This window comes from Nocardia pseudovaccinii NBRC 100343, from assembly GCF_001613225.1.
Taxonomy (GTDB): domain Bacteria; phylum Actinomycetota; class Actinomycetes; order Mycobacteriales; family Mycobacteriaceae; genus Nocardia; species Nocardia pseudovaccinii.
Map to the genome: position 1 here is coordinate 52,115 of NZ_BDBY01000110.1, position 25,092 is coordinate 77,206.

The window sequence follows — 25,092 nt, forward strand, 5'->3', positions numbered from 1 at the left end:
CCCGATAAGCTATTCGGGCTATGGCGCGATAGGAACGGGCAATCGTCGCCGTACCGCCGGGCGCGACGGCACCACGATGGACCGGAATTGTTTTCGCCCGGTGTCCATTTCGCATTCCATTCAGGAGTTGCCGGTGAGTTCCGACCATTCCGCGGTCGAGGAGTCGACCCCGGTGCAGCTGGCGGTCGTCGAGAGCGTCGCACCGCATATGCGACACAATCCGTATGACAGTTATGCGGTGTTGCGCGACGCGGGCCCCTTTGTACCCGGACCGCACGATATGCACCTGGTGACCCGTCACCACGAGGCGCAGACGATCATGCAGGACCCGCACTGGAGCCACGCCGAGGAACCGCAACTGCTGCACGGCGACAGCGATGTCGAACTGCCCGGCTCGTTCCTCTGGATGGAGCCGCCGGAGCACACTCGATTGCGCGGACTGGTCAGTAAGGCATTCACCGCGCGCACCGTCAGCGGCATGCGGGACCGGGCCGAACAATTGGTCGACGATCTGCTGGCGAAGATGCTCGCCGCGGGCGAGGTCGATCTGCTGGATGCGCTGGCCTATCCGCTCCCGCTCACCATGGTGTGTGAGCTACTCGGCGTCCCGGCCGAGGCGCATGAGCACGTACGTCAGATCTCGACCGGCATCGCTCGCGGACTCGATCCGGACCTGCTGCTCTCGCCCGAGGAATTGGCCGCGCGCACCGCGGCGGTGCACGCCTTCCTGGAGTTCTTCGGCGATCTGGTGGAGCAGCGCCGCAAATCCCCGCGCGACGACCTGATCACGGCGCTGGTGCAGGCCGATGACGCGGGCGCCCGGCTGACCCGCACCGAATTGCTGGGCACGCTGCTGATTCTCGTGGTCGCCGGGCACGAGACGACCGTCAACCTGATCGGCAACGGGGTGCTCGCGCTGATCCGCAATCCCGAGGAGTTCGAGCGGCTGCGCGAATTCCCGGAACTGTGCGAATCCACCGTCGACGAGGTGTTGCGCTACGACGCGCCGGTGCATCTCACCACTCGCACCGCGCACGACGTGATCACCGTTTCAGGACGTACTTTCGCGCCCGGTGACGCGGTGATCGTCCTGCTGGCCTCGGCCAACCGCGACCCCCGGGCCTTCCCGGACGCCGACAAGTTCGATATCGCGCGATACGCCAGGGGGCGAAAGGCCGAGCGGCACTTGTCCTTCGGCCTCGGCCTGCACTACTGCCTCGGTGCGCCACTCGCCCGGCTGGAGATGCAGGTGGCGCTGCGTGCCATCGCCGATCGCGTCGCGGCCATGACCCTGCTCGAGGAACCGCGGTATCGGCCGAATGTGGTCGTGCGCGGCATGTCCGAACTTCATGTGCGGCTGGAGGGAAAATGAACACAGCCATTCCGATTACCTTCGATGCCTTCGATCCCAGCGAGCGCGCGGACCCGTATCCGGCATACCGTCGGGTGCGCGATGCCGCCGCGCTGTTCCCGTACGAATTCGGCGATGTGCCGGTCACTTTGATCACCCGCTACGAGGAATGCGCGGCCATCCTGACCGGCTCGGACTGGGGTCACGGCTACGCCGCCGGAATCAGCCCGTTCCGCGACACCACCGCCGCGATTCCGGGTTCGTTCGTCCGGATGGATCCGCCCGAACACGGCCGCTACCGCAAGCTGGTGGCGAAGGCGTTCACGCCGCGGCTGATGGCGGAGCTGGTTCCGGTCGCCGGTCAGGTGGTCAGCGACCTGGTCGACGCGGCGGTGCGCCGTGGCGAACTCGATGTGCTCGACGATCTCGCGGTACCCCTTGCCGTGGCGATGGTGCCGGTGCGGCTGCTCGGCGCCGATCCGGCCGATGGCGCACTGTTCCGCGAGTGGCAGCTGGCGATCGCGCGGGGCAGCGACCCGGATTCGCTGCTCGGCCCGGACGAGGTGGCCGCACGCGGCACCGCGGCCATGGAGTGCATGGGTTACTTCGCCCGGTTGATCCGGCAGAAGAAGGCGAATCCGACACCAGATCTGTTGAGCGCGCTGGTTGCCGCGAGCGGTGAGCAACTGACCGATCCCGAGGTGATCGGGATCGCGCTGCTGACGCTGGTCGCGGGCATGGAGACCTCGATCAACCTGATCGGCAACGGCATGCTCGCGCTGCTGCGCAATCCGGCTCAGCTGCAACTGCTTCGGGACAATCCGGAGTTGATCGGCCCGTCGCTGGACGAAATGCTGCGCTACGACGCCCCGACCCAGTTCACCATCCGCGTCGCCCTGGCCGACACCACCGTCGGCGAGCACGAATTCCGTCGCGGCGACGGCGTGGTCGTACTCACCGCCTCGGCCAGCCGGGACGATCGGGTGTATCCGGACGCGGACACCTTCGATGTCACCCGCTACTCCGGAAACCGCCCGGCGCGCAAGCATCTCGGCTTCAGCCTCGGCATCCACTACTGCGTCGGTGCACCGCTGGCGCGAATCGAGGCGGAGGCGGCTCTCGGCACCCTGGTGGACCGGGCTCCGGAACTCGAACTCGCCACCGATGCTGTCGAATACCGCCCCAGCCTGATCCATCGCGGCATCGTGTCGCTGCCGGTGTCCCTGTGAGCGAGCGAACCGAAGACACAGCCGGGCACCGAGCGCAGCGAGGCGAAGGCATGAACGAGCGGCGGCACGCGGTGGTGCTCGGCGCGGGCATCGCCGGATTGCTAGCCGCCCGGGTGCTCTCCGAGCACTATGCCCGGGTCACCATATTCGATCGCGACATGGTGGCTGGCACCGCCATGCGACGCGGTGTGCCACAGGCACGGCACCTGCACGGGTTGCTGGATCGCGGCCGGACCATCATCGAACAGCTGTATCCGGGTTTCACCAGCGAAATGGCCGACCGGGGCGCGACCACTGCGGAGGCTTTGGTCGGAACCCGTTGGTACATAGGCGGATTGCGGGCCGCGCCGACTCCGACCGGACTCACTTCGGTAATCGCGACCAGGCCGCTACTGGAAGAGGTACTACGGCAGCGCACGCTCGCCACACCCGGCGTGCGCCTGTGCGAGGGGATGGCGCGCGGCCTGATCGGCGATGCGGCGCGGGTGCGTGCGGTATCGGTCTCCGGCGGCTACGGTGCGGAGGCGCACGCCACCGACCTCATCGTCGACGCGACCGGCCGTGGCTCCCGGGCGAGCGTGTGGCTGGCGGCCCTCGGCGCGCGGATCCCACTGGAGGAACGCCTCGAGGTCGATCTCGGCTACGCTTCCGGATTCTTCCGCTGGCGGCCCGGACAATTGGGCGGCCAATCCTCGGTGATCATCTCCACCGGCCGGAACGGCCGTGGTGGTGGCGCGATTCGGGTCGAGGGCGACCGCTGGCACATCACGCTGGCAGGCATGCTCGGCGACCATCCGCCGACCGATCCGGACGGCTTCGCCGAATTCGCCGCCACCATCGCCGCACCCGATATCCACGAACTCATCACCACCTCCGAACCGCTCGACGAGTTGGTGCCGCACCGGTTCCGCGCACCGGTGCGGCGCCGATTCGAGCGGCTTTCCACTGTGCCGCAAGGCTTTCTGGTGCTCGGCGACGCGCTGTGCAGCTTCAATCCGCTGTACGCGCAGGGTATGGCCGTCGCCGCACAGCAGGCCCTGGTCCTGCGTGACTGTCTGCGCGCCGGATCCGAGGCCGGGCTACCCGCCCGGTTCTACTCCGCCGCGGGCAAAGTGGTCGATGTCGCGTGGCAGCTCGCGGCGGGTGCCGACCTCGGCCATCCGGGCGTCATCGGCCCGCGTACGGCGCGCACGCGCCTCACCAATGCCTATGTCGCCCGAGCGCATCGTGCCGCACATGTCGACCCGCAGGTCGCGCGCACCTTTCTGCGGGTCGCCAACCTCGTCGAGCCACCCGCGGCCCTCCTGCACCCGTTGATCGCGGGCCGAATCATGCTGCGCGGCAACACAAAACCGGCCGCAGTAGCCGAACGCACACCGATCCTCATCGAACCGACGAGGTGACGGGTCCGCAATGTCGCGCCCCGCACCGCCACATTCCGACCGGCCGCACCGCCAGTTCGGCGGTGCACCGCACAGAAGGGACCACCCCGACATGTCGCAAGCGAATACGGCGGTGGCGGATCAGGATTCCGCCATCCAGACCGCCATCGCCCACTTATTCGGGCCGGAAGGCAGGCCCGACCCTTACACACCCGCACGGGTCCTGCGCGAAGCGGGCCCGCTGCATCAGACCCCGCTCGGCCACCACCTGCTGACCCGCTACGAGGACTGCACTGCCGTGCTGTCGACCACCGCGTGGAGTCATGCGGAAGAGGCCGCGATGATGCATCCCACCGTGTCACCGGATGATGCGCCCGAGGAACTGCCCACTTCGTTTCTCTGGATGGAGCCGCCGGACCACACCCGGCTGCGCAATCTGGTGACCAAGGGCTTCACCCCGCGCATGGTGACCCGGCTGCGCCCGCGCATCGAGCAGCTCACCGAGGAGCTCGTCGACAATGCTTTGGCCGCAGGCGAATTCGATCTCGTCGAGATGATCGCCTACCCGCTCCCGCTGGTCATCGCCTGCGAGTTGATCGGCGTGCCGCCGGAGGCCTATGAGCAGGTGCACCAGTGGTCCCAGGACCTGGCGCGCGGGTTCGATCACGACTACACGCTGCCCGAGGAGGCGCTGAAGGCCCGCAGCGCCGGTTCGCGCGGCTTCATGGGTTACTTCCGTGAGTTGCTGAACGAACGGCGCCACGATCCGAAGGACGACCTGCTGAGCGTGCTGTCGCAGGTCGAGGACCGCGGCGATGTGCTCACCGAACAGGAACTGCTGGCCACCTGCATCACCACCTTCGTCGCCGGGCACGAGACCACCGCCAATCTGATCGGCACCGGCATGCTGCAGCTGATGCGCAATCCGGGCGAAATCGCGGCCCTGCGCGCACGTCCCGAGCTGACCGCATCCGCACCCGACGAACTGCTGCGGCTGGAGCCGTCGGTGCAGATCACCACCCGCGCCGCCACCCGGCCGATCACCGTCGCAGGCCATGAGTTCGAAACCGGCGAAGGGGTTGTGGTGCTGATCAATTCGGCCAACCGCGACGATGCCGTCTTCGCCGACCCGGACCGAGTCGATGTCGCCAGGTATTCCGATCCGATGAATCCGGCCAAGAAGCACCTCGGCTTCAGTCTCGGCATCCACTACTGCCTCGGCGCACCCCTGGCACTGCTGGAGATGGAGGTGCTGCTCGACGTGCTGTTGCGGAAAGTGCGTGATATCGAGCCGCTTTCCGACGAACCGCCCTATAAGCCGAATGTGGTCATCCGCGGCCTGGAAGCTCTGCCGACGAGGTTCACCGCCAAGTGAGTTGTGCTCGGACCCGGTGTGATAGCGCACCGGGTCTGAAGGTGAGCGAGCGTCAGCGAGTGAACCATCAACACAGCGCGCATTGCGCACGACGAAGCCGAGCGCCAGCGAGGCGCAGTCGTGAGCTATTCGCTATTGCCTGGGGCCGTGGTTTCGGCCATGCTGGATAGTCGCGGCTCCGCGATAGCACATATGCGAAACGTATAAGGGTCAGTTCACCCGGCCGCAATGGTCTCGGCGAAAACCGTCCGACCGCGGTTCATCCTCGGTTACCTGGCTCCGCTAACGTTTCGGGTACGCGGAATAAGGAGCCTGCGGCATGGAGTTCCGACATCTGGTTTCATTCATCACTATTGCCGAAGAGCTGCATTTCGGCCGCGCAGCGCAGCGCCTGCATCTCACGCAGCCCAGTCTCAGTGCCCAGCTGCAGAAGCTGGAGAAATCACTCGGCGTGCAACTGGTCGCACGTAACTCCCACGAGGTCAAGCTGACCCCGGCGGGCCGAGAATTCGAGAGTCAAGCCCGCATCATCGTGGCCCAGATGGACCGGGCCGCCCAGGTCGCCAAGGCGACCGCCGAGGGGCGCGCGGGCACCCTCAATATCGGTTACAACCTTCCGGCCAGCAGACATGTGCTGCCGGAGGCGCTCACCGGAATGACCGAGCGACATCCCGATATCGTGGTGTCGCTGTGGGAGAAGCGCACCGGCCCGCAGCTGGCGGCGCTGGCCGACGGCTCGCTCGACGTGGCGCTGGTCTACGGCCACCCGAGCACCTCGGACTTCTCGTATCGCCGATTGCTGCACCGGGTTCCGCTGGTCGCGGTGGTCGGGCGCAGACACCGCTGGGCCGACCGGCCCGGTGTGCCCTTCGCCGAACTGGCCGGGCAGGAGTGTGTACTGTTCGCCCGCGAGCAGTGTCCGGCTATGTACGACTCCATCTTCCGCGCGGCCGCGGACACCAGGATCAGCTTGGCGGTCGCGCACACCGCGGATGATCCCGGTGCGACCGCGCATATGGTCTCGGTGCGTCCGTTCGTCGGATTCGCCTCGCTCCCGCGCGCGATCTCGATGGGTATGGGTGCGCCGGGCAGTAGCTCGGTGGCGGTCAAACTGTTCGATCCGGTGCCGACATTGGATTTGTACGCGGTGTGGCGTACGGATGAGACGAATCCGGCGGTTTCGTTTTTCCTGGATTGCATCGATTCCCCCGAACCGGCACGTATAGATATTGCCCGCGCGCTATCGGCTTGAGGCCTTCGATAGGCCATGACATTCGCGCGGTAGGAACCTCTGTATAGGCGGGGACGTAATTCGTTGCCGCCGACCAGAATTCGACATTGTGAATACAGTGTCAGTGACCGAGAACGGAATCGACCTCCCGGACGACGCGAGTTTGTACTCGGTGATTTCCGGTGCGGCCGCGGCACATCCGCAACGGCATTCGCTGTGCGGCGCGGACGGGACCCAACTCACCTGCGCCGAAGTGGACCGGCGCGCTCGGGCGCTGGCCTCGGTGCTGGCCGGGCGTGGCGTGCAGGCCGGGGATCGGGTCGCGATCCTCGGCCGCACGAGCCTGGAGTGGGCGCTGCTGGACTGCGCACTGCTCGCCCTCGGCGCGGTGGTCGTGCCGGTGTATCCGACCTCCTCGGCGGCGCAGATCGAGCACATCCTGCGCGATAGCGGCAGTGCCTATTTCGTCGCCGAAGACGAGTCCGATGGAGCGCGCCTGCGGGCCGCGGGTGCGGGCGAGGTCTGGACCTTCGCGCTGATCGCGCAGTGGTCGGCCACCGAGATCGACGCTGATCTCGGTGCCCGCATCGCCGCGGTGCACGCCGATGACCTGGCCATGATCGTCTATACCAGCGGCACCACCGGCGTCTCCAAGGGATGCCTGATCACGCACCGCAATATGTTCGTATCCTCGGCCAATACCGTGCGCCAGACCGGCGAGCTGTTCGACGGCACGACCGTGCTCGCGCTGCCGCTGTCGCACGTCTTCGGCCAGACCATCCTGTTCGCCTGCCTGTTCGGCGGCAGCCGCACCCATCTGCTGCCCGGCATCCCGGACCTGGTTCCGGTGCTGCCGACGCTGCGGCCCACTTTCCTGGCCCTGATTCCCTACGGCCTGGAGAAGATTCGCAAGTACTGCCGAACGATGCTGTCCGGCACCGAGGAGCAGGAGGCGGTGGCGCGCGGCCTGGCAGTGTTGCGTGACCACGCGACACCGGACCCGTCCGACCATCCGGTGGCGGCCGCGCTCGGTGGGCAGCTGCGCTCGGTCATCTCCGGCGGCGCCTCGCTCGACGAGTCGACGATCGGGTTCTACGCCGGATTCGGTGTGGTGCTGCTGAACTGCTACGGGCTCACCGAGGCGGCGACCGCCGTGACGGTCAGTGCCCCGGAAACCAATCGGCTCGGCACCGTCGGGCGACCGATTCCGGGCACTTCGGTCGCTATCGCGGAAGCCGACGGCGAGGTGCTGGTCGGTGGTCCGCACGTCTCGCCGGGCTACTGGGGTGCGGCGGCGGACCAGGCCGTCGTGGACGACGAAGGTTGGCTGCACACCGGCGATATCGGTGAACTCGACGCCGACGGCTATCTGCGGATCACCGGGCGCAAGAAGGAGATCCTGGTGACCTCCGGCGGCAAGAATGTCGCGCCCGCGCCGCTGGAGGACCGGGTGCGGCTGCATCCGCTGGTGAGCAACTGCATGGTGGTCGGTGACGGCCTCGACTACGTCACGGCGCTGGTGACGCTGGATCCGGTGCAGGTGCAGCGCTGGCGCGGCGACCATCCCGACGGTGATCTCGAAGCCGCCGTGCAGTCCGCAGTCGACGACGCGAATTCCCTTGTCTCCCGTGCGGAATCGATCCGCGCATTCCGAATTGTGGACGGCGACTTCACCGTTGACGACGGATTGCTGACCTCCTCGCGGAAACTGCGCCGAGCCGCGATCGCGGCGGCCTACTCCGCCGATATCGACTACCTCTACCCGGCACGCCAACCCGCGCGATAAGCGCGGCCGATCTCGAAATCGAATTCGACTACCGGAAAGTGATGCGAACATGTACGACGTCATCGTTGTCGGAACTCGGGTTGCGGGTTCCCCGCTGGCCATGCTGCTCGCCAGGAAGGGTTACCGGGTCCTCGCCGTGGACCGCGCCACCTTCCCGAGCGACACCCCCTCGACCCACTACATTCACCAGGCCGGACTCGGCATGCTGAAGTCGTGGGGTCTGCTGGACGAGGTGGTGGCCTCCGGCTGCCCGCCCATCCGGCACCTGAACTTCTCCTACACCGACATCGTCATCAAGGGCTTCGCCGATGTCGCGGCCGACGGCATCGACGCCGTGTACTGCCCGCGCCGCACCGTGCTGGACAAGATCCTGGTCGACGCGGCGGGCAACGCGGGCGTCGAGGTGATCCATGGATTCTCCGTCACCGAGCTGGTGTTCGACGAGGATCGGGTGGTCGGCATTCGCGGGCGCATCCGCGACGGTGCGGAACAGGAGTTCCGTGCCGGTCTGGTGATCGGTGCCGACGGATCGAATTCGACCGTGGCGAAGGCGGTCGGCACCGAGGTGTACGAGGGCTCCCCGGCGGCCTGCTTCGTCTACTACTCCTACTACGAGGGCGTCGACTGGGGTATGCAGCACCGCACCGGATTCGGTGAGCAGCAGTTCGCGTCGTGGCCGACCAATGACGGACTCGCGCTGGTCGCGGTGATGCGCAAGCGCGACCGGTTCCGCGACTTCCGCACCGATCCGGATGCCGGTGTGCAGGAGATCGTCGACCAGATCGACCCGGAAATCGGTGCGCGCCTGCGGGATACGGGTAAGCGCGTCGAGCAGTTCCGGCCCATGCTCTACCCGGACAACTACCGTCGCCGTTCCTACGGCCCCGGTTGGGCGCTGGTGGGAGACGCCGGTTACCACAAGGATCCGTTCACCGGCTGGGGCATTACCGACGCCTTCAAGTACGCCCAGCTGCTGGCCGATCTGGTCGACGCGGGCCTGTCCGGCGCCCGGCCGCTCGACGAGGCACTGGCCGAGTACCAGGTGGAGCGCGATGCGCAGAGCGCGAGCACTTACGAACTGACACAGAGCATTTCGGAGCTGTCGCTGACGCCGTACTACGACTCGGTGTTCCGCGCTACCAGCTATGACGAGGACTACTCGAAGAAGTTCTTCGGACTGATCGCCGGAATCTACTCGCCGGACAAGTACTTCGGCGAACAGGAGCTCACCGAGCTGTACGAGAAGGTCGACTTCCCGGTCGACGCTCGGCATGTCACCAATGACGGGGTGTCGGCGTGAGCGAGCGCAGCGAGCGAACCATGTTACAGCGCGCATCGCGCACGACGGAACCGAGCGCCAGCGAGGTGCAGTCGTGAGCGGCCCCGGCCTAACCGCGTTGGGGGACAGCTTCGTCGAGGGTCGCGGTGACGCCGCGGCCGGTGGCGGCTACCGCGGCTGGGTGCCCCGATTGGGCGGCCAGCTCGGCCTGCGACCCGCTGCCGTGCGCAACTTCGGTGTGCACGGGGCCACGACCAGCATTGTGCTCGAACAGCAACTGCGCCGCGCCGTTTCGGCGCGTTCGGGCCTCTTCGGTGTCGTCGTCGGCGTGAACGATCTGGTCAGCGACTTCGACCCGGACCGGTTCGAACGCAACCTCGGAACCCTCTTCGGTACGTTACGCAGCACTGGCGCAACGGTTTTCACGGCAAGCTATCCGGACATTCCGGCCCGTCTGCCGGTGCCGGACGGGTTCCGTGCGTTGCTGCGGGAGCGGTTCGACTTCGCGAATATGGTGCTGGCCGCGGTCACCGCCGAAACCGGCACGCTGCTGCTGGATATCGCCGCCCAGTCCGAGTGGGAGCGGCCCGAGGTGTGGACCGCCGATGGTCTGCACCCGAGCTCGCTCGGTCATCACATGTTCGCCGCGGGTGCGGCCGAACTCATCGCGTCGCGTACCGCGACCACCGTCGCCGCCTGATTTTCCACCCGGTTCGAGAGGAACTTTCGTGACAGACGACAGACGCCTGGCGCGCAACCCGATCGCTATTGTCGGGATGTCCGGGCTGCTGCCCAACGCGCACAACCACCGAGAGTATTGGCAGAACATCGTCGACGGTGTGGACTGCACCACCGAGGTGCCCGCATCGCGCTGGAGCCTCGACGATTACTTCGACGCCGATCAGGACGCGCCTGACAAGACCTACTCGCGTCGCGGCGCGTTCCTGCCCGATATCGACTTCGACCCGCTGGAATTCGGGCTGCCGCCCAATCAGCTCGAGGTCACCAGCACCATGCAGACGCTCAGCCTCGGTGTGGCGCGCGACCTGCTGATCGATGCGGGCGCGGTCGATTCCGCCTGGTACGACCCGGGCAAGACCGGCGTCGTGCTCGGCACCACCGGTCCCGTGCCGCTGATGCATCCGTTGGCGGCACGACTTTCGACACCGGTGTTGAAGGAGGCGGCGCGCTCGGTCGGACTCTCCGATACCGACGCCGATGCGATCGCCGACAAGTTCGTCGCGGCTTTCGCGCCGTGGGAAGCGAATTCGTTCCCGGGCCTGCTGGCCAATATCACCGCGGGCCGGGTCGCCAATCGACTCGGCCTCGGCGGTATCAACTGCACTGTCGATGCGGCGTGTGCGGCATCGCTTGCCGCACTGCGGACGGCCATCGCCGAACTGCAGGACGGCCGGGCCGACATGATGATCACCGGCGGTGTGGATACCGAGAACACCATCTTCATCTACATGTGCTTCAGCAAGGTGGGGGCGCTGTCCGCGAACGGGCAGATCAGCCCGTTCTCCTCCGATGCGAACGGCACGCTGCTCGGTGAGGGCATCACCATGCTCGCCCTGCGGCGGCTGGAAGACGCGCGCCGTGATGGCAATCGGATCTACGCCGTCATCCGCGGCCTGGGTTCCTCCAGTGACGGCCGGGCGAAGAGCATCTACGCGCCGCGGGCGGGCGGGCAGCGGGTCGCCCTCGATCGGGCCTATGCCGACGCCGATTGCTCACCGGCGGATGTCGCGCTCATCGAGGCGCATGCGACCGGTACGCCGGTCGGCGACAAGACCGAGCTCACCGCGCTGAAATCGCTGCTGTCCGACGCGACTTCGGAGCCTCGCTTCGCGGCGCTGGGCAGTGTGAAGTCGCAGATCGGGCACACCAAGGGTGCCGCGGGCACCGCCTCGGTCATGAAACTGGCGCTCGCACTGCACCAGAAGGTGTTGCCGGGCACCATCAATGTGGACGCTCCCAATGCGGAGATCGCGCCGGATGACGCGCCCTACTATGTGAATACCCGGACGCGGCCGTGGATCCTGGATCCGCAGCGTCCGGTGCGCCGGGCCGCGGCCTCGGCATTCGGGTTCGGCGGCACCAACTTCCACGTCGTGTTGGAGGAGGCCGACTCCGGTCGCACCGAGCCCGTCCTGCATCGCACCGCGCAGGCGCATCTGTGGCATGCGCCCGATGTGGCCGGGCTGGTGGATGCGGTCCGCAGCGTGGATGGCGTCGACGGCGGCGCTATTCCGGAGGACCACGCGCGCATCGGATTCGTCTCGGTCGACGATGAGAATGCCGCGCACCTGCGGGCGCTCGCGGTGGACGAACTGGTGCGCAATCCCGAGGAGGTGGCCTGGGATCACCCGGAGGGCGTCTACTTCCGGGCGGCGGCATTGCCGGAGCGCAAGATCGGTGCGCTGTTCGCCGGGCAGGGCAGTCAGTACGTCGATATGGGAGCGGATGCGGCACTGAGCAATCCGGCGGTCGGCGCGGCCTTCGATGCGGCCAATATCGCATTCACCGGCGCGCCGGTGCGGCTGTCTTCGGTGGTGTTCCCGCCGCCCGCCTTCGACGAAGAGACATCGTCGGAGCAGGAAAAGTCCTTGCGCCGAACCGAATTCGCACAACCCGCGATCGGCGCGCTGTCGTCAGGGCAGTTCAGGGCGCTGGCGGAGTGCGGGTTCCGTGCGAACGGATATCTGGGGCACAGCTTCGGTGAACTGACCGCGCTGTGGGCCTCCGGTGCGGTCGGCACCGAGGACTTCTTCGCCCTGGCCAGGGCGCGCGGTGCGGCGATGACGCCGGAAGCCGGTGTCGAGGCCGGGACCATGGTGGCGCTCGGCGCGTCGAGGGAGATCGCCGAGGAACTGCTCGACGGTGTCGACGATGTGTGGATCTGCAACCACAATGCGCCCGATCAGGTCGTAGTCGGCGGCGGGCCGGAGGGGATCGCCGCCGTGGTCGAGCGGGCCGGTGCGCGTGGGGTGGCCACTCGGGCACTGCCGGTGTCCGGTGCGTTCCACACGCCCTATGTGGCGCACGCGGTGGACGCCTTCGCCGACGCGACCGCTGCGGTGACGATCGGTGCGCCCGACGCGCCGGTGTATGCGAATACCCCCGACGCCCGCTATGGCGATGATGTCGCGGCCAATCGCGCGCTGCTCACCGGACAGCTCAGTAAGCCGGTCGAATTCGTCGCCGCGCTGACCGCGATGCGTGCGGACGGCTGCACGGTATTTGTGGAATTCGGGCCGAAGCAGGTGCTGACCTCATTGGTGCGGCGCACCCTCGGCGACGATGTCATCGCCATCCCCACCGATTCCGGTCCCATCGGCAATAGCGATCTCGCGCTGGGACGGGCGGCGGTGCGGCTGGCCGTGCTCGGCTTCGGCCTGCACGGCATCAATCGGCACGCCGCGCCTTTGCCCGCATCGCGCACCTCGAATCGTGCGATGACCGTGACGATCTCGGCGCCCGAATATGTGCCCGAGACTCGGCGCGCGGCGTATGCGGCCGCACTCGACGACGGCTATCGCGTCAGTGTCGCCGCACCAACTCCTGTCGACACCGTCGTCGATCCTCAGCCTGAAACGCTGCCCGTGGCAGCAACTTTCGCCGAACCAACGGAGACGACTGTGTACCAGCCCTACGATTCGGGCTCGGACGCACTCGATAGTGCGCTCGTGCAGCACCTACAGACCCACCGTCAGTTCCTCGACGGGCAGCTGGATATGGCCCGCAACCTGGCCGGGGCGCTCGGCAACGGATCGATCGACGAGGCTACCGTGCGGGCGATCGAAGCCGTGAAGGATCACGGTGTGGCGATCAGTGAAAGTCATTCGCGGGCAAGTGAAGTGCTCGCGCAGCTGGCGGAGCTGGAGGGTGGATTCGCGCCTGTTGCGCGGACGGCCGTGCCGCGGCGGGTGGAGTCCACTCGGCAGACGGCGATCGAGTCGGCGCCTGAGCGTCGGCCGTTGGCTTCCGGGGGCGTCGGTACCTCTGGTGCTGCCGAAACCGATGCGACGCGTTCGGGGATCTCCACCAATGGTGGACCGGTCACTCCGGAGTTCAACGGTGGCACTTCCGCCGCTTCCCAGGTCAACGGTGTCGTTGCCGCTGCTCCCGAGTTCCAGGCCAACGGTGGCGTGGAGTCCGCGGCATCCAGCTCTCAGGCATCCACCGACGCACTGCTGAGCGCGTTGCGGGAGGTCGTCGCCGAGAAGACCGGGTATCCGGTGGAGATGGTGGATCCGTCGATGGATCTCGAGGCCGATCTCGGTGTGGACTCGATCAAGCGGGTGCAGGTGATCGGTGCGCTGCAGGAGCTGTTCCCGCAGCTGCCGAACCTCGGGCCGGAGCAGTTGGGGACGCTGCGCACGCTCGATCAGATCGCGAGTTTGCTGGGCGCGGGCGCGGCGGCCTCGGAGGGGCCGGGTGCGCCTGCCGCTGCTTCTGCTGGGGCGACTGCACCTGCGGTTGCCGGAACCGCTGCCGCGGCGGCACCCACGGCTGGTGCCGGAACCAGCTCGGCGGCAGCACCCACGGGTGACGACCTGCGGATCGCATTGCGCGAGGTCGTGGCCGAGAAGACCGGGTATCCGGTGGAGATGGTGGATCCGTCGATGGATCTCGAGGCCGACCTCGGCGTCGACTCGATCAAGCGAGTCCAGGTGATCGGCGCACTCCAGGAACGGTTTCCGGACTTACCCAGTCTCGGTCCGGAGCAGCTTGGCACGCTACGCACGGTGGATCAGATCGTCGACGAGCTCGCGTCGGTGGGTGGTGATGTCCACCCAAAAGCTGAGGCCGCGGCCGAAACGCCGCGGTATGCCGTCGAACTGATCACCCTGCCGTCGCCGGACCATGCTGCTGCCCCATATCACGAGGGCGGTGCGGTCGCATTGATCGACCTCACCGGTCAGGCGGATGCCGACTGCGCCGCCATCGAATCCGTGCTCACCGAGCAAGGCTGGTCGGTGCATCGGACGGATTCGGCAGGCCTGTCGGATCTCGATTCCGTCGATGTCTGCCTCGCGCTGCTGAGCTGTGAGTTCGCCGATTGGGAGGCCGCGCAGCGGTGGCTCGGCGCAGCCGTGCTGACCGCCGGTCATGCGGTGCCGCGCCTGGCGAAGACCGACGGCCGGGCCGCGTTCGTCACGGTGACCCGGCTCGACGGTCACCTCGGCTTCCTCGGCACGGCGGGTCCGATCACCGCCTTGCTCGGCGGTGTCGGCGGTGTCGTGAAAACCCTTGCGGCCGAACAGCCCGCGCTGTTCTGCCGGGCACTCGATTTCGACCCGGAAATCACACCGGTGCGACTGGCCGAGCTGGTCACCGCGGAGTTGCACGATGCCGCGCGTGACACGCTCGAGGTCGGCATCGATGCGGCGGAGCAGCGCAGGACACTGGTGCCCAGTGCACACGCGCCTGCCCGTTCGGTCAGCATCGTGCGTCACGAGCAGGGGCCGAGTGTGCTTACGGCACAGGATGTTCTGCTCGTCACGGGCGGTGCGCGTGGCGTCACCGCCACGTGCGTCCGGGCGCTGGCGCGGCGGAGCGAGGCGCGCTTCGTGCTCCTCGGTCGCTCTGAACTGGTACCTGAACCGGACTGGGCCGCAGGCGTTTCCGATACCGAGCTCAAGGCCGCCGCAGTGCGCGCACTCGCTGGTACCGGAGCAAAGCCACGCGATATCGAGCGTGCATGCGCCCAGGTACGGGCCAGCCGCGAAATCAGCGAAACGCTGACCGAATTGGGTTCGCGGGCAGAGTATCTGGCCGTCGACGCAACCGACGAAGCGGCGGTGCGCACCGCACTCGCACCGTGGCGCGACACCATAACCGGCGTCGTGCACGGGGCAGGTGTGCTGGCGGACTCCATGCTCACCGACAAAACGGCCGAATCCATCGAGCGGGTACTGGATCCCAAGCTCTCCGGGCTGGCCACCGTGCTGGCCGCACTCGGCGAACTAGGGCATCTGGTGCTGTTCACCTCGGTGGCCGGACTGTTCGGTAACGCGGGTCAGGCCGACTACGCCGCCGCGAACGAGGCACTGTCGCGATTCGCGGTGAGCTATCGGCGCCGCCATCCCGACTGCCACGTCACCGCGATCGACTGGGGTGCCTGGGACGGTGGCATGGTGACGCCCGAACTGCGCGAGCATTTCCACGCTCGTGGCATCGCCCTGCTCGACCCCGAGACCGGTGCGGCGGCCTTCACCGAACAGTTCACCGCGGACCGACACGACGACGCGGTAGTACTGATCGGTCCAGCCGAAAGTCTCACGGGCGATACGACAGTCGATCCGCCCGCGGTGCGGGCCCGGCGGATCATCACCGGGATCACCGACGATCCGATTATCCAGGCGCACCGAATCGGCGAACATATCGTGCTTCCAGCGACATTCGGCATCGGTGCGATGGTGAATCTGGCCGAGCGCAGCTTGCCCGGCCGTATGGTCGTCGGTGCCAGGGATTTCCAGGTCCTCAAGGGAATCGTGTTCGATCATCCGGTGGCTGAGCTCGAACTCGAGCTAGTCCCCGGCGAGTCGGTCGATGGCATAGCGCTGGTCGAGGCGACTGTCCGCAGTGACGAAGCGCTGCACTTCCGGGCGACGCTGCTGCTGGCTGCCGGAGCCGATCAGCCGCCGACCAAGACGATCCCGACCGGATCGGTCAGCGACGCGAATATCTACCGCGATGCCATCCAGTTCCACGCGCCCGCCCTGCAGGGCTTGCGTACGGTACTGGCGGCCTCGGACGAGGCGATCGTGTTCGATTGCGCCTTGCCCGCCGCGCGAGTGGCCGACCGCGCCTACGCCGGTCGCCTGCACGACCCGGTCCTCGCCGACCTGATCCTGCAGGGCCCACCGGTACTCGGCTACCGACTCCTCGGGGCGGCCTGTCTGCCACTGGGTGTCGGCCGCGTGGACTACTACCGGCAGCTGCCGACCGACGAGCCGTTCCTACTGACGGTGGACAACCCGCGGCCCGGCAGCTTCGATGTCCGGATCGACGCCACCGCGACAACATCGGATGGGACAGTGCTGCAACGCTTCTCGGATGTCACCGTGGTGACGACACCGGATCTGACCGCGAAATTCCAGGCTTCGGTGCGGGGGTGGCTGGCATGACAGTTATCGAGTTCGACGGAGTGCCGTTCGATCCGGTCGGCGGTGCTGCCGTCCGGGGCGTGTCGGCTGCGATGCAGGAGAGTTCTGCGGTGCACGAGGGTTCTGCGGTCCGCGAAAGTCCGGCGGTCCGCGAGAGCTGGGCGGTGCACGAGAGTTCCGCGGTCCGTGAAAGCTCTGCGGTCCGCCAAAGCTCGGCGGTCCACGATAATTCGGCGGTCCGCGAAAGCCTGGCTGTACACCGAAGCAGGGCGGTGGACGAAGGCCCGGCCGCGCATCAACGCCTGGCCGCGCACCAAACGTCTGCGGGCCATGAAGCGCCAAGGGGGCATGAACTGCCTGTGGTACAGGAAGTCACAATCTCGACGGCCGCGGCGCAGGCACGTACGCAAACCCCTGGCCCGCTCACCGAGATCCGCTCGGGCGTTGTCGCCGCCCACCGTGCGGCGCTGACCGCCCAGGTCGCGCTGCAACGGGCGATCTGGCAGCGCACGGTGCACCCCCAGGTCGCGGCGGTGGACCAGGGCCACAGCGGCCAGTCCATTCCGAGCGCACGCGTCACCGCAGCACCGGAGTGGACGTTCAAGCCGCCGGTCCGCACCACCCGCACCAGCCTCGATCGAGCAGCGCTGGCACGCCTCACCGAGGGCGATGCCGTCGGCGTATTCGGATATCGGCGCGCAGGCGTCGAATCCGTGGCGCGACTCGCGGCGGCGGGCCCCTTGGTGCTCACCGAGGTCGTGGCCATCGAATTGCGCGGCGGCACCGGCGACGGACGCTTGGTCGCGCATTTCGACGGCGATACCCGAGCGGCCGCAGTACAGGCTGCGGAGGTATTCGCACTGTTCACCGGCATGCAGCTGTGCCTCTCGCGGAGCACGCTGGTGAGCGAGCAGGGCACCACCGAAAGCAAAACCAGCACAGTCGAATTCGTAGTCACCGAAATCGACCTGGTGCCCCGACCGCATGTCACCGGCACCGCGACCATCGCGGGTTCCGCTCCGCTGCAAGTCACCGTGACGGTGGCCGAACCGGCGGGCGCGGGCGTCGGCCCAGGTGCCGCCGTACCTGGCCTATTGCTCAACGAATTCCACATGACCCACCTCGCCCGCGGCGATCAAGCCATCGCCATGGGACCCGAATTCGCCGAATACACCGGCGTCCGGGCGACCCGCCTACCGACGGGTGGGCTGCTCCTGGTCGATCGTGTCATCGAATTCGACGGTGCCCGTGGCAAATTGGATGGCGCGACGTACCGCACCGAATACGATTCACCCGCCGATTCCTGGTACTACGGCGATACCGCCAACGAATCCATGCCGCATTTCGTGTACATGGAGACCTCGCTGCAGGCGGCACTGCTGATGGGCTACTACGCCGGTCCCACCCTCACCCAACCCGGTGTCACCCTGAGCCTGCGCAACCTCGGCGGCACCGCCACCGTCCTGCGCCGGATAGATCTGCGGGACAAGACCATCGAGCAGACCTCGCGCCTGCTGTCGACGACGATCCTGCCCGGCTCGTCACTGCAGAATTTCGACTACACGCTGAGCGTGGACGGTGAACCCTTCTACACCGGCGAAACCATGTTCGGGTACTTCAGCGACGAAGCCCTGGCGAATCAGACCGGCCTCGACGCCGGGCGGTCCGTCCCGACCTGGCTGGACGAGCATCCGCAAGCCACTCGCACCATCGATGTCGCCGCTCGCCGAGCGGATCCGAATGCCCGGCTGTGTGCCCGCCGCACCCTGGCACTGATCGACCGGATCGATGTAGTCGACGGCGGCGGAAAGTACGGTGCGGGATATCTGCATTCACTGCGCGAAATCGACCCGTCGGATTGGTATTTCGCCCGCCACTTCCACTTGGACCCGGTGATCCCGGGATCACTCGGAGTGGAATCGGTCATCCACGCCATCCAGGAGTGGATGCTCGATGCCGGATTCGCCGACACCATCGGCGATCCGGTCTTCCGGATCCCCGCCGATATCGCCTTCAGCTGGCGCTACCGCGGCCAATTCCTGCCGACCGACGGAACGGTGCGGCTGGACGCTCACATCAAGGAAATCCGCAGGGGCGCAAACGGTGTCACCGTCATCGCGGACGGTTCGCTGTGGAAGCCGGGTCTGCGCATCTACGAACTGGTCGACCTGGCAATCGAACTCGGTGAGCGAGAGGAGCGGCCGTGACCGCATCGTCAACCACCGTCGTCGCGGAAACCGCCGACGACATCACGGCCGTACTGCTCGACGTACGGCAGCCGTGCTGGATCGTGCGGCACGACGGCCGGGTGGGCGCGACCTCGGATGCCGCGGTCGCGGCACGGTCACAGGTGCTCACCGCGGTCGCGCCGCTGCCGCCGGAGTCGCTCGGGGACAAACAGTTCCACGCGACGCACGGCGTGCGCGCGGCCTATGCGGCAGGTGCGATGGCCAATGGCATCGCCGCTCCGGCCCTGGTTGCGGCGATGGCGCGCGCGGGCTACCTGGCGTCGTATGGTGCGGCCGGGGTGACGCCCCCGGCCGTGGACGCGGCGCTGGCCGAACTCAGTTCGCTGGGAAAGCCATTCGCCTGCAACCTGATTCACAGTCCGTCCGAACCGGCGCTGGAACGCGCGATCGTCGATTCCTGCCTGCGCCACGGCGTGCGCTGTGTCGAGGCCTCGGCATTCATGGGCCTGACCACCGAGGTCGTGCGATACCGGGCGGCGGGCCTCGGCATCGACCGGCACGGCCAGATCGAGGTGCGCAATCGCCTGATTGCCAAGGTGTCCCGCGTGGAGGTCGCCGAACCCTTCCTGCGACCGGCGCCTATCGCTTTGCTGCGCCGACTGGTCGAATCCGGTGATCTGACACCGGAACAGGCTCGCCTGGCCGAGCATGTGCCGATGGCCGACGACATCACCGCGGAAGCCGATTCCGGCGGCCACACCGACCGCAGGCCACTGCTCGTGCTGTTCCCGGAACTGGTCGCCGCGCGCGATCGGATCGCCACCACCGTGCCCGCGGCGGCAGCGGTACGGATCGGTGCCGCAGGCGGTATCGGCACACCCGCCGCCGCGGCCGCCGCCTTCGCACTGGGTGCCGCCTATGTGGTGACCGGATCGATCAACCAGGCCACCCGTGAGGCGGCCCAGTGCGAAACGACCAAACAGCTACTGGCCCAAGCGGATTTCGCCGACTGCACCATGTCGCCGTCCTCCGACATGTTCGAACTCGGCGTACAGGTCCAGGTCCTGCGCCGAGGCACCATGTTCGCCGCGCGCGCCCAGCGCTTGTACGACACCTACCGCGCCTACACCGGATTGGACGACATCCCCGCCGATCTGCGCGGCGATCTCGAGGCGACCCTGTTCCGGCGGCCACTGGAAACGGTCTGGCAGGACTGCGTCACCTACTTCACCGAACGCGACCCCGGCCAGTTGGTCGGCGCGGACGAAGATCCAAAACGCAAGATGGCCTTGGTATTTCGGTGGTACCTCGGGTTGTCCTCCGGCTGGAGCATCCGCGGCGAAGCCGACCGCACCGCCGACTATCAGATCTGGTGCGGCCCCGCCATGGGCGGCTTCAACAATTGGGTCGCCGGAACCTACCTCGCCGCCCTCAACAACCGCCACGCAGCCGACATCGCCGACCAAATGATGCTGGGCGCCGCCTACCTCACCCGAATCGCCCAACTCCGCACCGCAGGCGTACGGCTACCCGCCGAATGCGCTCGCTTCGTACCGCGCCCCATCCAGCAGCGCTGAGGAGCGCAACACGATCGCCGTTTGCGCGATCCTGCGTCGGATTCGGGATCACCACGGTCGCGTTGCATTTCGAGTCGGATGCAGATGCGGTGCGACCCGGGGGAGGAGGTCCGTGGGGCCGCCCGCAGCCAAGCGGCGTGCGGCCTCGCGCAGATGTCGCCCTGCCGCACAGGCGGCCGAATGCTCGGCCCCAGTCCGATTTCAGCTCGGCGGGGCGGATTGGTCGGATACGGGCTGGGTGAACGGTGGGGTGTCCTGCTGACAGACTGTGTGGGGTGTGGGTAGCACGCCTCGGACGACGTAGTTGCTTTCGTGGGTATTCGCGCAACTGCTCGGGTTGTTCAGGGTGGTGTGCCCGTATCCGGCGACGGTGAGCAGTCGAGCGTTGCCGAGTTGGGCGGTCGTGGCCTGGGCGGCTCGATACGGGGTGGCGGGGTCGAAAACGGTGTTGACCGTGAGGATCGGTGTCTTGGACCGGTTCCACCCGATCACCACGTTGGGACCCGGCCGGTGAAGGCGCTTGAGAAAAACATACGATCGACCGTATGCTCTGCTTGCATGGAGCAACAAACCTTCACCGAGGCGACCGACCCGTTCTGCCTGGACCAGGCGGATGCCGTGGCATTACTGACCGAGGCCCCGTGGGGCAGGTATGCCGTTGTCGGAGACAGCCTTTCGGCCGGAACCGGCGATCCCACCCCGGGCTACAAGGATCAAGGCTGGTCAGACCGGGTTGCTGGTGTATTGCGGTCGGTCCGACCGGAGCTGGACTACCTCAACGTCTCCGAGATCGGGGCGACAACCGTCCAGACGCTGGAGAGCCAGGCGTCCCGGATGCTCGAGTTCTCCCCGGACCTGCTCCACCTGCCATGCGGGGCCAACGACATCGTGCGGCGGAAACCGGACTTCGGTGCGATAGAGCGAACGCTTCGGCAGATGTACGACCTGGCGAAGGGGACCGGCGCCCTGCTGACCACTTTCACGCTCGGCAGGGCGTACGTCGTCCCGGTCTTCCCTGACTGGCCGCAGCGGATTGCCGCGGTCAACGAGATCGTGCGCGGGCTGGCTTTCGAATACGACGCCATCGTCGTGGACATGTGGGATCACCCGGTCAACGACCGCGACAACCTGCTCAGTGCGGATCGTATCCACTTCTCGACCTCGGGTCAGGCTGTCATGGCGGCCGAGGTGGTCAAGCAGTTGGCCAATTCCCTGGGACGCACGAGTGAAGAGGTCTCTTACCGTGGCAAATAGTCAGCAAGCAGTCGGCCAGCCGGTAGTGGCCGCGAAGGCCCACGGCATTCCATGGATGACGATGTCGATTGTCTTGTCCGCCATGTTCATGGCGGTCCTCGACTCGTTCATCGTCGTGGTCGCCGACCCCTCGATCGTGGCGGACCTGCATGCCTCCGCTGGCGATGTCCAGTGGGTGCTGGCGGGTTATCAGCTGAGTTACGCGGTCTTCATCATTACCGCTACTCGCCTGGCCGACATGTACGGCCGCAAGCGGATTTTCCTTCTCGGGGTGGCCCTGTTCACGCTGTCGTCAGTCGCTTGCGCGCTGTCACCGAACGCGGGCAGCCTTATCGCCGCGCGTGTCATCCAGGGCCTAGGAGCCGCCCTGATGGTTCCCCAGGTGTTCGCGTACGTCACGGTGCTGGTGCCGGAGGCGAAGCGGCACAGCGTATACGGCGTAGTCGGCATCGTCATGGGTATGGCCACCATCGGCGGACAGGTCATCGGCGGACTGCTGATCGGCGCCGATCTGTTCGACTCCGGCTGGCGCCTGGTGTTCTGGGTGAACGTGCCGATCGGAATCGTCATGTTCCTGCTCGCCGTGCGATACGTGCCGCAGACAAGCTCGGCCGCCACCCGCAAGCTGGACATGCCCGGCGTTCTGGCGCTCAGCGCGGCACTCTTCCTGTTGGTGCTTCCGCTGATCCAGGGCCAGCAGGCAGGCTGGCCATGGTGGGTCTGGGCTTGCTTCGCGGGCAGCGCGGTCGCGTTCGGTTTGTTCGTCGCTATCGAGCGGGGCCTCGAACGGCGGGGCGAGGATCCGCTGGTACCGCTTACGCTGTTCGGCCAGCGCTCGTTCTCGCTCGGGATCATTCTGGTCCTCGCCCTGTATGCGCTGATCTACTCGTATTACCTGGTCCTGTCGGTAACGATGCAGCAAGGGCTCGATATGTCGGCGCTCGGCGCGGGCCTGGTCTACACGCCAGCAGCCACCGCATTCTTCGTGTTCAGCATGGTAGCGAGTCGGATCATCCCGAAATATGGACGACGTGTCCTCGAGGTCGGGGCGATCATCTTGGCGAGCGGTTACCTGGCGACCGGCCTCTTGCTGGTGTCCGGCCCGCGAATCACCCCGCTCCTCGTGATCCCCACCCTCATTCTGCAAAGCGTCGGCGGCGGACTTGTTATCACCCCGGCGCTCAACACGGTGCTGAGCCGCGTCAAGCCGGAGTCGGTCGGCGTCGCGTCCGGGGCGCTCTCCACAGCCCAGCAATGTGGTGGAGCGCTTGGCGTCGCCGTTATCGGAGCCGTCTACTTCAGCTCGTTCCATCCCGCGGAAGTCGGCGGCGTCGCCGCCGCAGGCCACGCCTTTGCCGTCGCGTCCTTCGGAACGTTCGTAATCGCCGTGATAGCAGGCATTGTCGTCTTCCTGCTACCGAAGCGGACGGCGCCTCGAGCCTGAGTGCGAGGATCACCAGTCGTGAACTGTGGCGCAGACCTGGGCCGTCGGCGAGTCTGAACCGACGTCCCAGGGCTCGCACCTACCGCCAGGGTTCTGCTGCTGCACGCGACGGGTGCCGGTCGGGCGAGCCCCGGCTGTCGCCGTTGGCGTATCTGACCGTCGACGGGCGAATGTTGATCGTCGGCTCTTACCTCGGCGCAGCCAAGGATCCGGCATGTGTGCACAATCTGCGTGCCGACCCGCGTGCCGCCTCCCGGTTCCAGTCGAACATCACAGCGCCCGCAATGTACCTCGCCACTATTGTGCAACAAAAGGTTGCGCGTTCCCGGTGTTAGTGGCAGAGTAATGCGCAACCAATGGTTGCTTATTGGGGGTCTGGAGCGGAGTTCGTCCGGCGACCTCCTCGACCGATGTCAGCGTCGCACGTGATGGAACGGAGTCTGATCGGATATGAGTGGATTGCTGCTCGAGGATAAGAGCGCTGTGATCTATGGCGGCGGGGGCGCGATCGGCGGTGCAATCGCGCGGGTATTCGCCCGGGAAGCCGCGCGGGTCTTCATCGCCGGGCGGACACAGGCGAAACTCGATGCCGTGGCGCTCGATATCGCCGCTGCGGGCGGAACAGTCGAGACCGCACAAGTCGACGTTTTCGATCAACAGGCGGTCGAAAAGCACGCCGATGCGGTCGCGGCGACGGCAGGCAATATCGACATCGCCCTCAATGCCGTGAGTGTCATGCACGACCAGGGGACTTTGCTGGCGGACCTCTCGCTGGAGGAGTTCATGCGGCCGATCGACGGCTTTCTGCGGACGCTGTTCATCACGAGCAAGGCTGTGGCACGGCACATGGGTCGCGAGCGTCCCGGCGTGATCCTGACCTTGTCGGAGCCGGGTTCCAAACTGGCTGTCGGCGGCATCTTGGGGCACAGCGTGAGCGCGGCAGGCAAGGAGGCCTTCACACGGAACCTGGCCGCGGAGCTGGCGCCCAACAACATCCGGGTCATCGGCATCCGTCCACACGCTGTCGTCGATGCGCCAGCAGCGGGTTCCTACACTAAAGACCTCTTCGGGCAGATCGCGGCGGCGGCCGGGCAATCGGTCCAGGAATTGCTCGAAGGCGGGGCGATGGCGCAGGGGACGCTGCTGAAAAGGCTGCCCACGCTGTCCGAAATAGCAGAGACGGCCGCATTTTTGGCTTCCGATCGAGCTGGAGCCATGACGGGAGCAATCGCCAATCTGTCCGGCGGCGCACTCGTCGACTGAGTTCCGGTTTGCACGACTGACCGACCGGTTGCCGGAGGAATCTCTGGTGACCTTCTCGTTTGTGCAGTCGCCGCACCAACCGGATGTCACGGAGGGCCGCCGATCAGCCTTTCCGAATGTTACGGCTTCGGTGTACAGCTCGGTAGTGAGCTGATCAGGCGAGACGCCGAGCGCGGCGAGGACTGTACGGAGATCAGAGAGTGCGCTGGCGAGGTCGTCCTCGGTCTCTACCTGAGTTTCCAGTTCCAGGAACGTGCCGACGATCTCCGGAACCGTGACGACTGTCGAGAGCCATTCGACACATCGCAGCCCGCCAAAGAATTTCGGACGCAGTAAACGTAAGAACCACAGGAGAGCAGCCGAATGGCGTTACATCACACGGCCTTAAAGGTGTCGAGCCCCGGGATGCCTGGTCAGCGTGCGCAATTGCGTCGTCTGTGAACGCATCCGTGGGATCCGCGCGAAAGTTGTGGCCCGGTCGAGGCTTTCGTATAGTGTGCGGTCAGTGGCTGTTGACAAGCTGAACGACGCCAGGGAGGGTGGTCGAGTCCGACCATCGGGCGGCTGACACGAGTGGGGGTTGATGTCGATTCCAGAGAAGACTTCACTATTTGAAA

General features: G+C 66.6%; 15 protein-coding genes and 1 pseudogene. 15 read left to right on the forward strand and 1 reads right to left on the reverse strand.

What is annotated here, in order from left to right; all coding sequences use genetic code 11:
• Nucleotides 1–133: 133 nt before the first annotated feature.
• The 11 genes from NP3_RS13125 (at nucleotide 134) to NP3_RS13175 (ending at nucleotide 20,514) form a co-directional block, all read left to right on the forward strand.
• Nucleotides 134–1,372, forward strand: a complete 1,239-nt coding sequence (locus NP3_RS13125) for a cytochrome P450 (RefSeq protein ID WP_063041104.1) — start codon at nucleotides 134–136, stop codon at nucleotides 1,370–1,372.
• Nucleotides 1,369–2,580, forward strand: coding sequence for a cytochrome P450 (locus tag NP3_RS13130; protein WP_063041071.1), 1,212 nt, complete (start codon nucleotides 1,369–1,371; stop codon nucleotides 2,578–2,580). Before NP3_RS13125 ends, NP3_RS13130 begins: the two co-directional genes overlap by 4 nt.
• Before the next feature lie 50 nt (nucleotides 2,581–2,630).
• Nucleotides 2,631–3,983: an FAD-dependent oxidoreductase gene (locus tag NP3_RS13135; protein ID WP_063041072.1), complete on the forward strand. Its 1,353-nt coding sequence runs from the start codon at nucleotides 2,631–2,633 to the stop codon at nucleotides 3,981–3,983.
• A 91-nt stretch (nucleotides 3,984–4,074) separates the two neighbouring features.
• Entirely contained in the window at nucleotides 4,075–5,337 is a 1,263-nt protein-coding gene (locus tag NP3_RS13140; RefSeq protein ID WP_063041074.1) for a cytochrome P450, read from the forward strand.
• 319 nt (nucleotides 5,338–5,656) lie between these two features.
• Entirely contained in the window at nucleotides 5,657–6,589 is a 933-nt protein-coding gene (locus NP3_RS13145; RefSeq protein WP_063041076.1) for a LysR family transcriptional regulator, read from the forward strand.
• Between the two features lie 97 nt (nucleotides 6,590–6,686).
• Nucleotides 6,687–8,354 (forward strand): AMP-dependent synthetase/ligase, encoded by a 1,668-nt coding sequence (locus NP3_RS13150; protein ID WP_084508536.1) that lies wholly within the window; start codon nucleotides 6,687–6,689, stop codon nucleotides 8,352–8,354.
• Between the two features lie 49 nt (nucleotides 8,355–8,403).
• A complete protein-coding gene (locus tag NP3_RS13155) occupies nucleotides 8,404–9,654 on the forward strand; it encodes an NAD(P)/FAD-dependent oxidoreductase (RefSeq protein WP_063041080.1) in 1,251 nt (416 codons plus the stop codon).
• A 73-nt stretch (nucleotides 9,655–9,727) separates the two neighbouring features.
• Nucleotides 9,728–10,333: an SGNH/GDSL hydrolase family protein gene (locus NP3_RS13160; protein ID WP_063041082.1), complete on the forward strand. Its 606-nt coding sequence runs from the start codon at nucleotides 9,728–9,730 to the stop codon at nucleotides 10,331–10,333.
• Nucleotides 10,334–10,361: 28 nt separating this feature from the next.
• Complete coding sequence (locus tag NP3_RS13165) at nucleotides 10,362–16,769, forward strand: type I polyketide synthase (protein WP_063041084.1); 6,408 nt, start codon at nucleotides 10,362–10,364, stop codon at nucleotides 16,767–16,769.
• Nucleotides 16,766–18,955, forward strand: a complete 2,190-nt coding sequence (locus NP3_RS13170; RefSeq protein ID WP_245720911.1) for a beta-hydroxydecanoyl-ACP dehydratase — start codon at nucleotides 16,766–16,768, stop codon at nucleotides 18,953–18,955. Before NP3_RS13165 ends, NP3_RS13170 begins: the two co-directional genes overlap by 4 nt.
• Nucleotides 18,952–20,514, forward strand: coding sequence for a PfaD family polyunsaturated fatty acid/polyketide biosynthesis protein (locus tag NP3_RS13175; protein ID WP_063041086.1), 1,563 nt, complete (start codon nucleotides 18,952–18,954; stop codon nucleotides 20,512–20,514). The genes NP3_RS13170 and NP3_RS13175 overlap by 4 nt, the downstream gene beginning before the upstream one ends.
• A 201-nt stretch (nucleotides 20,515–20,715) precedes the next feature.
• Here the strand turns inward: NP3_RS13175 and NP3_RS13180 are convergent, their stop codons facing one another.
• Nucleotides 20,716–21,009, reverse strand: a complete 294-nt coding sequence (locus NP3_RS13180) for an alpha/beta hydrolase (RefSeq protein ID WP_063041088.1) — start codon at nucleotides 21,007–21,009, stop codon at nucleotides 20,716–20,718.
• 63 nt (nucleotides 21,010–21,072) lie between these two features.
• Here NP3_RS13180 and NP3_RS13185 point away from each other — a divergent pair, with 63 nt between their 5' ends.
• The 4 genes and pseudogenes from NP3_RS13185 (at nucleotide 21,073) to NP3_RS13200 (ending at nucleotide 24,475) form a co-directional block, all read left to right on the forward strand.
• The gene (locus NP3_RS13185) at nucleotides 21,073–21,768 is read left to right on the forward strand and encodes an SGNH/GDSL hydrolase family protein (protein ID WP_063041090.1); all 696 of its coding nucleotides are present in this window, start codon (nucleotides 21,073–21,075) and stop codon (nucleotides 21,766–21,768) included.
• Between the two features lie 61 nt (nucleotides 21,769–21,829).
• A complete protein-coding gene (locus NP3_RS13190) occupies nucleotides 21,830–23,212 on the forward strand; it encodes an MFS transporter (protein WP_218024849.1) in 1,383 nt (460 codons plus the stop codon).
• Between the two features lie 90 nt (nucleotides 23,213–23,302).
• A pseudogene (locus NP3_RS51455) lies at nucleotides 23,303–23,460 on the forward strand (nitroreductase/quinone reductase family protein); the annotation flags it as partial.
• A 202-nt stretch (nucleotides 23,461–23,662) separates the two neighbouring features.
• A complete protein-coding gene (locus NP3_RS13200; protein ID WP_063041096.1) occupies nucleotides 23,663–24,475 on the forward strand; it encodes an SDR family NAD(P)-dependent oxidoreductase in 813 nt (270 codons plus the stop codon).
• Nucleotides 24,476–25,092: the final 617 nt, after the last annotated feature.